The organism is Archangium primigenium, from assembly GCF_016904885.1.
GTDB classification, from domain to species: Bacteria; Myxococcota; Myxococcia; order Myxococcales; family Myxococcaceae; genus Cystobacter; species Cystobacter primigenius.
This window is the reverse complement of sequence record NZ_JADWYI010000001.1, coordinates 2,927,937-2,940,054: the sequence shown is the minus strand read 5'-3', so window position 1 is coordinate 2,940,054 and position 12,118 is coordinate 2,927,937. Positions and strand designations below refer to the sequence as shown.

Annotated in this window: 12 protein-coding genes; 6 read left to right on the top strand and 6 right to left on the bottom strand. The window is 70.4% G+C overall.

Annotated elements, in window-relative coordinates; all coding sequences use genetic code 11:
- Positions 1-9: 9 nt before the first annotated feature.
- The gene (locus tag I3V78_RS12545; protein ID WP_204487447.1) at positions 10-513 is read right to left on the bottom strand and encodes a tRNA (cytidine(34)-2'-O)-methyltransferase; all 504 of its coding nucleotides are present in this window, start codon (positions 511-513) and stop codon (positions 10-12) included.
- Positions 514-531: 18 nt separating this feature from the next.
- On the opposite strand from I3V78_RS12545, the gene I3V78_RS12540 reads away from it, so the two are divergent.
- Positions 532-888: a DUF192 domain-containing protein gene (locus tag I3V78_RS12540; protein ID WP_204487445.1), complete on the top strand. Its 357-nt coding sequence runs from the start codon at positions 532-534 to the stop codon at positions 886-888.
- A 129-nt stretch (positions 889-1,017) separates the two neighbouring features.
- Positions 1,018-1,782, top strand: a complete 765-nt coding sequence (locus tag I3V78_RS12535; protein ID WP_204487443.1) for a Stp1/IreP family PP2C-type Ser/Thr phosphatase — start codon at positions 1,018-1,020, stop codon at positions 1,780-1,782.
- Between the two features lie 16 nt (positions 1,783-1,798).
- Here the strand turns inward: I3V78_RS12535 and I3V78_RS12530 are convergent, their stop codons facing one another.
- Both I3V78_RS12530 and I3V78_RS12525 read right to left on the bottom strand, forming a co-directional pair.
- On the bottom strand, positions 1,799-2,818 hold the full coding sequence (locus I3V78_RS12530) for a nucleotidyltransferase family protein (protein WP_204487441.1): 1,020 nt from the start codon (positions 2,816-2,818) through the stop codon (positions 1,799-1,801).
- Between the two features lie 48 nt (positions 2,819-2,866).
- The gene (locus tag I3V78_RS12525) at positions 2,867-3,904 is read right to left on the bottom strand and encodes an aminoglycoside phosphotransferase family protein (protein ID WP_204487439.1); all 1,038 of its coding nucleotides are present in this window, start codon (positions 3,902-3,904) and stop codon (positions 2,867-2,869) included.
- A gap of 277 nt (positions 3,905-4,181) precedes the next feature.
- Between I3V78_RS12525 and I3V78_RS12520 the strand changes: the two genes are divergently transcribed.
- Positions 4,182-5,549, top strand: a complete 1,368-nt coding sequence (locus tag I3V78_RS12520) for a pyridoxal-phosphate dependent enzyme (protein ID WP_204487437.1) — start codon at positions 4,182-4,184, stop codon at positions 5,547-5,549.
- Between the two features lie 14 nt (positions 5,550-5,563).
- A complete protein-coding gene (locus tag I3V78_RS12515; protein ID WP_204487435.1) occupies positions 5,564-5,794 on the top strand; it encodes a hypothetical protein in 231 nt (76 codons plus the stop codon).
- 1 nt (position 5,795) lies between these two features.
- On the opposite strand, the gene I3V78_RS12510 is transcribed toward I3V78_RS12515, so the two are convergent.
- Positions 5,796-6,968, bottom strand: a complete 1,173-nt coding sequence (locus I3V78_RS12510) for a tetratricopeptide repeat protein (RefSeq protein ID WP_204487433.1) — start codon at positions 6,966-6,968, stop codon at positions 5,796-5,798.
- A 146-nt stretch (positions 6,969-7,114) separates the two neighbouring features.
- Positions 7,115-8,134: a transporter gene (locus I3V78_RS12505; RefSeq protein ID WP_204487431.1), complete on the bottom strand. Its 1,020-nt coding sequence runs from the start codon at positions 8,132-8,134 to the stop codon at positions 7,115-7,117.
- Between the two features lie 283 nt (positions 8,135-8,417).
- On the opposite strand from I3V78_RS12505, the gene I3V78_RS12500 reads away from it, so the two are divergent.
- Positions 8,418-9,905: a DUF4403 family protein gene (locus I3V78_RS12500; protein ID WP_204487429.1), complete on the top strand. Its 1,488-nt coding sequence runs from the start codon at positions 8,418-8,420 to the stop codon at positions 9,903-9,905.
- 22 nt (positions 9,906-9,927) lie between these two features.
- Here the strand turns inward: I3V78_RS12500 and I3V78_RS12495 are convergent, their stop codons facing one another.
- Positions 9,928-11,070, bottom strand: coding sequence for a cystathionine gamma-synthase (locus I3V78_RS12495; RefSeq protein ID WP_204487428.1), 1,143 nt, complete (start codon positions 11,068-11,070; stop codon positions 9,928-9,930).
- Between the two features lie 61 nt (positions 11,071-11,131).
- On the opposite strand from I3V78_RS12495, the gene I3V78_RS12490 reads away from it, so the two are divergent.
- A complete protein-coding gene (locus tag I3V78_RS12490; RefSeq protein ID WP_239576397.1) occupies positions 11,132-12,112 on the top strand; it encodes a class I SAM-dependent methyltransferase in 981 nt (326 codons plus the stop codon).
- Positions 12,113-12,118 lie beyond the last annotated feature (6 nt).

Below are 12,118 nucleotides of genomic sequence, written 5' to 3'. Positions count from 1 at the left end.
TCCCTCCTCTCAACTTGGCGTGTCCGCCCGGCCGCCCGGCATCCCGAAGTGGACTTGCCGCAGGGCCTCGTAGGCGGCGATCCCCACGGCGGTGGACAGATTGAGGCTGCGGCGCTCCGGGAGCATGGGGAGGGTGACGGCCGTGCCGGAGCCTCCGGAGAGCACCTCCGGGCCCAGCCCCTGGGTCTCCGAGCCGAAGACGAGGTGGTCCCCCGGCTCGAGCCGGGCGTCATACAGGGATGTTTCAGCCCGGGCGGAGAACAGCCAGCGCCTGGTGGAGGGCCACTCGGCCAGGTAGGCGGCGTAGTCCGGGTAGAGCTTCAGGAAGACCTTGTCCCAGTAGTCGAGCCCCGCGCGCTTGAGGTCGCGGTCCGCGATGGAGAAGCCCAGGGGCTCCACGAGGATGAGGCGGCAGCCGGTGACGGCGCACAGGCGGGCGATGTTGCCGGTGTTGGGGGGAATCTGAGGGGAGACGAGGACGAGGTGGAAGGGGCGCGCCAAGGGCTGGAGCATTGGAGTAGAACGCGCGGTATGCGCTTGAGGGTGACCAACATGACACGAGACCGGTTGCTCGCCGACCGCGCGGAGCGAGCCACCCGTTTCGCGGACCGCTTCGTGGGGTTGATGGGCCGGCGCTCGCTGGCGCTGGGCGAGGGGCTGCACATCGACCCTTGCAATTCCATTCATACCTTCTTCATGCGCATTCCCATCGATGTGGCCTTCCTCGACCCGGACGGGGTGATCGTCAAGCAGTTCCTCGCCCTGCCGCCCTGGAGGACCACGTCGATGTACTTCCGCGCGAAATCGGTGGTGGAGCTGCCCGCGGGCACCCTCGCGGCGAGTGGAACCCAGGAGGGGGACCGGCTCGTGCTCGAGCCCGTCGCCTGAGGGACGGGTGAGGGACCGGGGGGCGCGCCGGGTGGGGTGTCGCTTCGGTTTTGACCCTCCTCGTGGCGCTTTGTTAACCTGCGCGCCCCGTCCACGGCCCATCCTGGACACGCTGGAGAACCGCCGAGCATGCGCATTGAGGTCGCTGGCCACACCCACGTTGGGATGAAGCGCAACCACAACGAGGACAACTACCTCATCCTCCAGGAGGAGAACCTGTGCTGCGTGGCCGACGGCATGGGCGGCCATTCCTCCGGGGAGATCGCCTCGAAGATCGCCGTGGACGAGCTGGCGGAGTTCTTTCGCATGACGGCGCGCGACCAGGACGCCACCTGGCCGTTCAAGATGGACAAGGCGCGCAACTACGACGAGAACCGCCTGGCCACGGGCATCAAGCTGGCCAACAAGTGCATCTACGAGAAGGCCACCCACGAGACGAAGTACAAGGGCATGGGGACGACGATCGTCTCGGTGCACTTCACCCAGGACTCGGCCTACGTGGGGCACGTGGGTGACAGCCGCGTGTACTTCTTCCGCCAGGGCGTGCTGCGCCAGCTGACCGAGGACCACTCGCTGCTCAACGACTACCTCAAGGCCAAGAAGCTCACGCCGGAGGAGATCGAGAACTTCCCGCACAAGAACGTCATCGTCCGGGCGCTCGGCATGAAGGAGCTGGTGCAGGTGGACGTGACGAAGGTGGAGGCCCAGCAGGGCGACGTCTTCCTGCTGTGCTCGGACGGGTTGAGCGGCATGGTGACGGACCCGCAGATCCAGGACCTGTTGGGCCGCACGCTGGAGCTGGAGAAGGCCTGCTCGCAGCTCATCGATCTGGCCAACGCCGCGGGCGGCAACGACAACGTCACCTGCGTGCTCGCCCGCTTCCACGCCAACTGACGCCGCAGCCGGGGCCTCAGCGCGGCGCGTGCACCCGGTGCGCGCCCCAGGCCACCGTGTCCACCAGGGATTCGTCGGGTTGGAGCGCCGTGCCCTCCAGCAGCACGCTGCGCTCCAGGCGCACGCCCTCCGCCACCCGCACGCCCGCGCCCACCGCCACCGAGCTCCCCACCCGCGCGTCGCGGGACACCACGCTCCGGGCCTCGAAGTAGGCCGGCCCTTCCACCTGCCCGTCCACCTGGGCCGAGGCGTGCGCCCAGAAGTAGCCCGCGCCCCGGGGCGCTTCCGCGAAGGGCGAGTCCGCCCCCAGGCCCGTGAGCGGCACCCGGCCCCCGAGCACGTCGTGCACCGTGGCCAGGTAGCGCGAGGGCGTGCCCAGGTCCGACCAGTAGGCCTTCACCGCCTCGCCGCGCACGCTCAGGCCCGCCTCCATCATCCGCACGTAGACGTCGCGGTTGATGTCCTCGGGGCCCTGGGCGGTCATGAAGTCGAAGACGCGCGGGGACATCACGTGCACGCCGGTGAAGTGCCAGGGCGTGAGGCCCTCGCCCCCCGGGCCCCGGCCGGCGATGCGGCGCACCTGTCCCCGGGCCTCCAGGTCCACCGAGGCGTACGTCTCGTTCTCCGGCATGGGCAGGAGCACCATCGTCGCCGCCGCGCCGGCCTCGCGGTGCGCGGCCACCACCGGGCGCAGGTCCACCGGGAAGAGGATGTCCCCGTTGAACACGAGGAAGTCCCCGTCCGACAGGAAGTCCCTCAGGCCGCGGATGCCCCCACCCGTGCCCTGGATGACGGGCTCGTGCACCACGTGCAGCGGCAGCCCCACGCGCGCGCACTCCGCCCGCGCCGTCTCCGCCATGACGTCCGGCAGGTGGTGGGTGTTGATGCCCACCGCCGTCACCCCCGCGCTCCGCAGCACCGACAGGTGGTAGCGGAACAGCGGCTGGCCCAGCAAGGGCAGCGCCGGCTTGGGCCACCGCTCGGTGAACGGCCGCAGGCGCGTGCCCAACCCCGCGCACAGGATCATCGCCTTCATGGACCCACCCCTTCGTGCTCGACCGCCGAGTGCTCGACCGCCGCCGGCTCACCCCAGCTCGGGCACGTACCGGGCCACGAGCGTGCGCAGCGCCCCGAGCTCCGGACGGCGCTCGAAGGCGTCGCGCACATAGCGCAACGAGGCCGGAATGGACACCAGGAACCCCGGATTGCCCTTCACCCGGTGGATGAACTCGAAGCGGCCCGCGTCCTTCATCTTGCGCTGGAGCGTGAGCAGGTCGAAGTAGGCCTTGAAGGCCGTGGGCTCGATGCGCTCGCCCGTCGCCTCGGCGAACGTGGCGATGTACCGGTCGAGCATGGCGTCCACGAAGCCCCGGTCCAGCTCCACGTAGCTGTCGCGCAGGAGCGCCACCAGGTCGTACTGCCGCGGGCCCTGCAGCGCGTCCTGGAAGTCGATGACCACCAGCTCGCCGTCCTTCACCATGATGTTGCGGCTCTGGTAGTCGCGGTGGGTGAAGCCCCGGGGCGCCGCGGCGAGCTGCCGGGCGATGTCCCGGAAGGTCCGGTCCAGCTCGGCGCGCTCCGTCTCCGTGGGCTTCTTGCCGCTCCAGGCCTCCAGGCCCCACTCGCGGAAGTGGTGCAGCTCCCAGTCGTACAGGTCCTCGTCGAAGGCGCGCGTGAAGGCGAGGCAGTCCGGGTCCGCCTGGCGCTCGGCCTGGGCGCGCAGGCGCGCGAGCAGGTCCACCGCGCGGGTGTAGAGCGCGTCGCGGTGCTTGCCGCCCTCGAGCGCCGCCTCGAACGTCACGTCGCTCAGGTCCTCGAGCACCATCATGCCCGCGGGCTCGTCGTAGCGCAGGATGCGCGGCACGCGCACGCCCAGGCGCTCCAGGTAGCGGTGCACGTTGACGAAGGGCAGCTCCTTGGGCGGCTCGCCCTTGGAGGCCTCCTCGCTCTTCTTGGATGCATCCAGGGGCATCTCCATCACCACCCAGCTCTCGGGCGGCGTGCCCACGCGGTAATACGAGCGGTTGCTCGCATCCCCCTTGAGCTTCTTGATGGGAGCCTGGGACACGGGGCGGCCAATGGCCTTCCCCACCTGGTCGCGCAGCGCGGCCTCGAGTTCCATGGGTCAGCGTTTCTCCGGAAGTCCGTCCTGGGACGGGCGCGCGCGAGTATGGGAGCACCGCCCGGCGGGGTCAAAGCTCCCGCGTGCCGGGACGCGTCATGGGCCGCCCGCCCGCTCCCCCGCCCTGTTGGAAAGTCACCGGGCCCCGGCCCGGGAGGGTCGGGCCCCCCCGGGGTGTTGAACGAAGACGGAGGCGGCGCTCACCGCGAGGGTCGACCCCTTTCTCCGGGGCTGCGTATAACGGCCCCCCACTCCCTTAGCCCCGAGCGAGTCTCCCATGGACATCCACGACACCATCCTCTCCGCGATTGGCCACACCCCGCTGGTGAAGCTGCAGCGGCTGGTGGGACCCAATGACGCCACCGTGCTCGTCAAGTGCGAGTTCATGAACCCCGGCGCGTCCATCAAGGATCGCATGGCGCTCTACATCATCGAGAAGGCCGAGCGGGAGGGGAAGCTCAAGCCCGGCGGCACCATCGTGGAGAACACCTCGGGCAACACGGGCATGGGCGTGGCGCTGGCCGCGGCGGTCAAGGGCTACAAGTGCATCTTCACCATGCCGGACAAGATGTCGCTGGAGAAGATCAACCGGCTCAAGGCCCTGGGCGCCCAGGTGGTGGTGACGCCCACGAACGTGCCGGCGGAGGATCCGCGCAGCTACTACGAGACGGCCAAGCGCCTGCACCGCGAGACGCCCGGCGCCTTCATGCTCAACCAGTACCACAACCCGGACAACATCGAGGCGCACTACAAGATCACCGGCCCGGAGCTGCTCGAGCAGACCGAGGGGAAGATGGACTACTTCGTCTCGGGCCTGGGCACGGGCGGCACCATGAGCGGGGCGGGCAAGTTCCTCAAGGAGAAGATCCCCGGCCTCAAGAACGTGGGCGTGGACCCGGAGGGCTCCGTGTACGAGGGCTACTTCAAGACGGGCAAGCTCACCGAGCCGCACGTCTACAAGGTCGAGGGCATTGGCGAGGACATGCTCTGCGGCGCCATGGACTTCAAGGTCGTGGACGACGTGCGCCAGGTGGATGACCGCCAGAGCTTCGTGGCGGCGCGGCGGCTCGCGCGCGAGGAGGGCATCTTCGCGGGCGGCTCGTCCGGCGCGGCGGTGCACGTGGCGGTGCAGCTCGCCAAGGAAGTGGGCAAGGGCAAGACGATCGTCGTCATCCTGCCGGACACCGGCATGAGCTACATCAGCAAGTTCCACTCGGACGAGTGGATGCGCGACAACGGCTTCCTCGAGGAGAAGGGCGCGGGCACGGTGCGCGACCTGCTCCAGGGCAAGCGCGGCGAGGTCATCACCGCGCGCAAGGGCCAGCGGGTGGACCAGGTGGTGGAGACCATGCGCCAGCGCGGCATCAGCCAGATGCCCGTGCTCGACGCGGAGGGCCGCGCCCTGGGGATGATCCACGAGTACGACCTGCTCAACGCGCTCGTGGCCGCGCAGGTGAAGTTCGCCGACCCCATCGACAGCATCGTGGCGCCCATGCAGGGCGTGGTGGCGCCCGAGACGAGCCTCCCCCGGCTGCGCGAGGTGTTCAACCAGGACAAGGTCGCCGTGGTGAAGGAGGGCGAGAAGGTGCTCGCCATCGTCACCAAGATCGATCTCATCGAGCACATGCACCGCAGCATGCCCTGAGCACGCCCCCGCGCATGCCACCGGACGCGGAGGAGGAGGCCCTGCGGGAGGCCGTGCTGCGGGCCTGCGACGACGTGGGCCTGCCGCGCGCCTACCGCGCGGCGGTGCTCCAGCGCCTGCGCACCCCTCGCGCCGAGTGGCCCGAGTGCTGCGGCGAGGGGTGCTACCCCTGCACCCAGACCCTGTCGGACGCCGCCGAGCGCGTGGAGCAGCTGCTCGGCCGCGCCCCGGCGGACGGCGCCTGACTCAGCCCAGGCTGGCCAGCAGCCGGTCCGCCTGCTCGCGGATGCTCGGCTGCGAGCTCTTCTGCGCCTTGCGCGCGTGCTCGCGCGAGCGGGCCTTGTCGGTGTCGGCCAGGGCCAGCGCCATGTTCAGGTTGAGGTTGGCATCCTCCGGGCTCGCGGCGAGCGGCGGCGTGAGCACCTGGATGGCCTGGGCCCGGCCCGCGCCGGCCGGCTTGGACAGGTAGTGGACCGCCAGGTCGCACGCGGGCGCGGCCGCCGTGGGGTCCACCTTGTTGGCCTCCTCCAGGAGCTTCAGCTCTCCGGCGGGGTCCTTGAGCAGCCGGCGCACGTTGGCGAGCGCCACGCGGGCCTCCACCGTGCGCGGCTCCAGGGCGATGGCATCGCGCAGCGGGGCATCGGCGCCCTGGGGGTCTCCCGACAGCAGCGTCGCGAGCCCCTGCAGGTAGGCGCCCTCCGCGCTCTGGGGGCTCGTCTTGCGGAACTCGGCGGCCGTCTGGGCCGCGCCCTTCGCGTCCCCGGTGAGGATGATGAGCTTGATGAGCTCCGGGTAGATCTCCGCCTTGTCGTGCGCCCGCGACAGCGCCTGCCGCATGTACTCGAGCGCCTTGGGCACCTGGCCCTTGAAGGCGAGCAGGCGCGCGGCGTGCAGCAGCGGCAGGTGCTCGTGCTGCGTCAGCGACGAGGCCTTGAGGAAGCAGGCCAGCGCCTCGTCCGTCTTGCCCAGGGGCCGCAGGGCCAGGCCCAGGTAGGTGAGCACGTGGTAGTCGTTGGGCTGCAGCTTGCGCGCGCGCTCGAAGGCGACCGCGGCCTCCTCGAAGACGTCGCGCGCCAGCAGCACCCGCCCGAGGTTGAGGAACTCGAAGAAGCCCGCGTCCAGCTGGCTCGCGAGGCCCCGCAGCACCGTGACGGCCTTCTCGTCCCCCGCCTCGGCGTCCAGCCGCGCCAGGTGCCCGAGCGCCTCGGGGTGCGTGGGCTGCACCTCCAGCACCCGGCCCAGCAGCGTGCGGGCCGCCGCGTTGTCACTCAGCGCCAACCGCAGCCGCGCCAGCCCGAGCAGCGCGGTGAGGTCCCGCGGGTTCTCCGTCAGGGCGCGGTCGAACGACTGAGCGGCCGGCGCGAGCATGCCCTGGGTCATCAGACGCACGCCTTCGGCGGCATGAGGGGAGACGGTCATGGGGGACACCTTTTCAACGAAGGGGGAAGGAAGCGCGGCGTCCAGTCTAGGCGCCGGGAGACGAAAATACCGAGGGGGATCCGCTCCCGCGCCTGGCGGTGACGGATCCCCCTCGGGGAGTGAAGCGATGGGAGCGAACGCGCGGACTAGCTGAACAGGCCGCCGATGCCGTCCTTGAACTTGTTCCAACCCTCCTCGATCTTGCCGCCGACGGCGCCGATGCCCACGTCGGCCACCGCCTCGGCGATCTCGGGGATGTTCACCTCACCGGCGACTTCCACGCCCAGGCCCGCGCCCACCGTGGCCTCGGCGCCCACGTCGAACTTCACCTTGCCGCCGCTGATGCCGATGTCCGCGTGGGCCTTGCCGCCGATGCCCGCCGTGGCGCTGGCCGTCACGCTGCCGCTCACCATGGTGTCGCCGTCGTGCTTGAGGGCCACCGAGCCCGTCAGCTCCGCCTTGGCGCCCGCGAAGCCCTCGGCGCTCGCGGTGATGGAGGGCTTGCCGTCCAGGCCCAGGTGCACGTTCAGGTTGATCTTGCCGTCCGCGCCGATCTTGCCGGCCGCCGACAGGTCCACCTCGGCGGAGAACTTCTCGCCGGCCACCTCGAAGTCGATCGTCTTCTTGGCGCTCGCGCCGGCGTCCGCCAGCGTGGCGTCCACTTCCACGCCCAGGTTGATGTCCAGGCCGTCCTTGCCCACCTTGGCGTCGGCATGACCCTCGACGCTGATGCTCGGGCCGTTGACGTGCGCCTCACCCTGGATGCCGCCGGGCAGCTCGCCCTCGACCTTCACGCCGCCCACGCCCGCGCCCGCCGAGCCGCTCGCGCCCGCCTGCGCCCCGTCCGGACCCACGCTCGCGCCGGCCTGACCCGTGGCGCCCGCGCCGCCCGTGGCCTTGAAGTCCGGGTTGCCCGAGCTGCCCTGCACGCCCGTGGAGAGCGTGGGGATGAGCCCCTTGAGGGCCGAGGTGAGCGTGTCCTTGGCGCCCTGCGTGAACGTGTCCTTCACGTCCTGCGCCGTCGGCTTCGGCATCGTCGGCTTGTTGGGCAGGTTGACCGTCACACCCGTGTTCGTCAGGCCCTTGTTGTCGACGTTCACCTCCACGCGGCTCGGCTTCGGGGTGGTGGGGGCGATGGGAGAGCGGTTCACGGGACCGATAGCCATGGGAGACCTCGAAGGGGGAGCGGCGGGGTTTGGAGAACCGGCGACCTGTGCGTCGGTGACGGGAATACACCTTAGCAGGAGGTGTGCCAGGGCATACCCGGACCGACACCTTCGCTAAGTTCCTCATATTCCACGAAAAGTTGGGACAGCACCAGCCCCCCTGGTGACTGGAGTCTCCAGGGAGCGAGCCCCGCGCTGGTGACTGGAGTCTCCAGGTGGTGACTGAAGTCACCACCCCCCCCGGGGTATCGTCCCCGTCCGCACCCCCGGGTGCACCCCGACCATGTCCCGCTCGCGCCTCCGTCCCGTCCCCGTGCTCCTCACGACCCTGCTGCTCGGGGCGTGCGGCCACCGCATCGAACCGCAGCACCTGCGGCCCACCGCGCCCGCGGCCAATGGGGGCCGGCCGGTGTCGGATCCGCCGCCCTCGCGCATCGTCCTGCACGCCACCGTCTTCCGCGAGGCGCTCATCCGCAAGATGGCCGAGAGCCTGCCGCGCACGGGCGAGGGCGATGCCCAGGTCTTCGCCGGCCAGCGCGTCCACTACACCTGGCAGCGCGAGCCGGTGACGCTCAAGTTCGACCGGGGCCGCGTGGTGGTGGGCGTGGCGGTGCACGGCCGCTTCAACCTGCTGGGCGAGCGCACCCTGCCCCTCACCATTACCCTGGCCGGCGAGCCCGTGATGACGCCGGACTTCCAGGCCCTGCTGCAGTCCACCGAGGTGCAGGTGGTGGCCTCCGGGCCCGTGGAGTCGGTCAACCGCGCCATCGAGGCCACGCTGCGCGACACGGTGATGAAGACCGTGGACACGTTCCGCTTCGACGTGCGGCCACTCCTGAGCCGGGCCTTCGAGCAGCTCGCCCGCCCCATCGAGATTCCCGTGGGGGACCAAGTGGCGTGCGCCGAGCTCAAGGTGACGAGCCTGGAGGCCGCGCCCACGGTGCTCGCCGATGGCCTGGAGAAGGACCTGGGCATCGTCGTGATGCCCTCGGTCACCCTGCCCTGTACGCCCGAGGCCAGCCTCCGCGCCCCGCCCCCGCCCGAGACCGCGAGCCCCGGCACGCCGGACACGGGGGACGCGGGGGACACGCGCCTGGCGAGCTACGCCCCGCCCGCCCCCGGGCCGGAGCTCTCGGTGCCGCCGCCGCCCCCCGCCCGGCCGCCCGTGCCCATCCCGCTCCTGCAGAACGTGTCCACCCTGCCCTCCGGACCCTTCCGGGTGGTGGTGCCCGTGGCCGCGCGCTACGAGGAGCTGTCCCGGGCGCTGGAGACGTCCATGAACGGGCGGCTCTACTTCTCCGCGTCCAACCCGGAGCTCTATATGGAGCGCCCCCAGGTCTACCCCTCGCACGACTCGGTGGTCATCCGGATGAACCTGGGCGGCAAGGCCCAGGTGGGCGGCTACGCGGTGCCCGTGGGGGGCGAGCTGTTCTTCGCCGGCCACCCCCACGTGCTCGACAACCAGCTGTCCGTGCCGGACCTGGAGATCGCCCCGGGCACGGCGAGCGAGCTGGTGAAGCTCAAGTTCGCCCTGGACTACGCCTCCATCCGCGACCAGGCCCGGCAGGCGCTCCGGGTGGACGTGTCCGAGCGCCTCGCGGCGGTGAAGGACAAGCTGTCCACCGAGCTGTCCTTCGCCGAGGACCAGGGCTGCGTGCGCGGTCAGGTGCTGCGCTCGGAGGTCACCGGCGTGCACCCCCACGCGAACTTCCTGCGCATCTACGTCCAGGTGGATGCGCAGCTGGGGCTCTACATGCCCTGCAAACAGTAGCGCCCCGCGGCCCCGAGGGCGCTCAGGCGCGCTCGAGCGCCTGGCGCAGGTCGTCGATGAGGTCCTGCGCGTCCTCGATGCCCACCGACAGGCGGATGAGCCCGTCGGAGATGCCGAGCGCCTCGCGCGTGTGCTGGGGCACCGAGGCGTGCGTCATGATGGCCGGGTGCTCGATGAGCGACTCCACGCCGCCGAGCGACTCGGCGCAGGCGAACACCTTCACCGTCTTGAGGAACGTGCGCGCCGCCTCCAGGCTGCCCTTGATGTCGAAGGTCATCATGCCGCCAAAGCCCTTCATCTGCTTGCGGGCCAGGGCGTGCTGCGGGTGGCTGGTGAGGCCCGGGTAGGTGGCCTTGTTCACCTTGGGGTGCGAGGCGAGGAACTCGGCGATCTTCATGGCGTTCTGGGCATGGCGCTCCATGCGCACACCGAGCGTCTTCACGCCGCGCAGCACGAGGAAGCTGTCCATGGCGCCGGGCACGCCGCCCACGGCGTTCTGCAGGAAGAACATCTTCTCGGCCAGGTCGTCGTGGCTCGTGCAGGCGAAGCCGCCCACCACGTCGCTGTGGCCGTTGAGGTACTTCGTCGTGGAGTGCGTCACCACGTCGAAGCCCAGCTCCAGCGGGCGCTGGAAGTAGGGCGTCATGAAGGTGTTGTCACACACCGAGAGGATGCCCCGCTTCTTCGCCGTCTCGGCGATGCGCGCCAGGTCGATGAGCTTGAGCATGGGGTTGGTGGGCGACTCCACCCACACCATCTTCGTCTTCGGGGTGATGGCGGCCTCGAAGGCGTCCGGGTTGGACAGGTCCACGAAGGAGAAGTCCAGGCCGTGGCGCTTCCACACCTTGTCGAAGATGCGGAAGGTGCCGCCGTACACGTCGTCGGACACGACGACATGGTCCCCCGCGTTGAGCAGGTGCATCAGGTTGTCCGTGGCGGCCAGGCCCGACGCGTACGCGAGGCCGTGTTTGGCCCCCTCCAGCGCCGCGAGGCAGTCCTGGAGCGCCCTGCGGGTGGGGTTCTGCGTGCGGCTGTACTCGTAGCCCTTGTGCTCCCCGGGGCCCGCCTGGACGTAGGTGGAGGTCAGGTACACGGGCGTCATGATGGCGCCCGTGGTGGGATCCGGCTCCTGGCCGGCGTGGATGGCGAGGGTATCGAAGCGCATGGGAGCCGACCTAGCACAGGAAGGCTTGCCGCGGGGCGTCGAGTCGGAGAAGAGAGCGGACATGACGACAGAGGGTCCAGGCCCGACAGCGGGTGGAATGTTCGACAACCGCCTGCGCAAGAACGCGCGGCACTTCCGCAAGTGGGCCCGGGCCCGGGGGCTCACCGCCTTTCGCGTGTATGACCGGGACATCCCCGAATACCCCTTCGCGGTGGACGTTTACGGCGAGCACGTGCACCTGGTCGAGTACCCGCGCCGCCGGGCGCTCAAGGGCGGCGGCCTGGAGGCCCAGCGCGCCGAGGTGCTGGCCACGGTGAGCGCCGTGCTGGAGGTGCCCGAGGCCCGCATCCACGTGAAGACCCACCTGCCCCAGCCCTGGGGCCGCGCGCAGTACGGCCGCGTGGGCGAGGGCTCCGAGAAGCTCGTGGTGGAGGAGCAGGGGCTCAAGTTCTGGGTGAACCTGGGCGACTACCTGGACACGGGCCTCTTCATGGACCACCGGGTGACGCGGGCGCGGGTGCGCGAGGAGGCCCGGGGCCAGCGCTTCCTCAACCTCTTCTGCTACACGGGCGCGTTCACGGTGTACGCCGCCGCGGGCGGGGCCTCGCGCACCCTGAGCGTGGACCTGTCCAACACCTACCTCGACTGGGCCGAGGAGAACCTCGCCCTCAACGGGCTTTCCAGCGCCCGGCACACGCTGCTGCGCGGCGATGCCCTGGCGTGGGTGCTGTCCCAGGCCGAGGCTCCCGAGGAGACGTTCGACCTGGTGGTGTGCGACCCCCCCTCCTTCTCCACCTCCAAGAAGATGCAGGGCAGCTTCAACGTGCAGCGCGACCACGTGAAGATGCTCCAGGCCCTGGGCGCGCTGCTATCCCCGGGCGGGGTGCTCTACTTCTCCACCAACTTCCTCGGCTTCGAGCTCAAGGACGCGGCGGTGCGCGACTACGCGAGCGTGACCGAGCTCACCCCCGGCTCCATCCCCGAGGACTTCCAGCGCGAGCACATCCACCGCTGCTGGCGGCTCGTGGCGCCGCGCGAATAGTCCTGG

Excerpts from the sequence above, each read along its gene's own strand:
- I3V78_RS12545 (WP_204487447.1), bottom strand. The coding sequence starts at position 513 with ATGCTCCAGCCCTTGGCGCGCCCCTTCCACCTCGTCCTCGTCTCCCCT.
- I3V78_RS12540 (WP_204487445.1), top strand. The coding sequence starts at position 532 with ATGCGCTTGAGGGTGACCAACATGACACGAGACCGGTTGCTCGCCGAC.
- I3V78_RS12535 (WP_204487443.1), top strand. The coding sequence starts at position 1,018 with ATGCGCATTGAGGTCGCTGGCCACACCCACGTTGGGATGAAGCGCAAC.
- I3V78_RS12530 (WP_204487441.1), bottom strand. The coding sequence starts at position 2,818 with ATGAAGGCGATGATCCTGTGCGCGGGGTTGGGCACGCGCCTGCGGCCG.
- I3V78_RS12525 (WP_204487439.1), bottom strand. The coding sequence starts at position 3,904 with ATGGAACTCGAGGCCGCGCTGCGCGACCAGGTGGGGAAGGCCATTGGC.
- I3V78_RS12520 (WP_204487437.1), top strand. The coding sequence starts at position 4,182 with ATGGACATCCACGACACCATCCTCTCCGCGATTGGCCACACCCCGCTG.
- I3V78_RS12515 (WP_204487435.1), top strand. The coding sequence starts at position 5,564 with ATGCCACCGGACGCGGAGGAGGAGGCCCTGCGGGAGGCCGTGCTGCGG.
- I3V78_RS12510 (WP_204487433.1), bottom strand. The coding sequence starts at position 6,968 with ATGACCGTCTCCCCTCATGCCGCCGAAGGCGTGCGTCTGATGACCCAG.
- I3V78_RS12505 (WP_204487431.1), bottom strand. The coding sequence starts at position 8,134 with ATGGCTATCGGTCCCGTGAACCGCTCTCCCATCGCCCCCACCACCCCG.
- I3V78_RS12500 (WP_204487429.1), top strand. The coding sequence starts at position 8,418 with ATGTCCCGCTCGCGCCTCCGTCCCGTCCCCGTGCTCCTCACGACCCTG.
- I3V78_RS12495 (WP_204487428.1), bottom strand. The coding sequence starts at position 11,070 with ATGCGCTTCGATACCCTCGCCATCCACGCCGGCCAGGAGCCGGATCCC.
- I3V78_RS12490 (WP_239576397.1), top strand. The coding sequence starts at position 11,132 with ATGACGACAGAGGGTCCAGGCCCGACAGCGGGTGGAATGTTCGACAAC.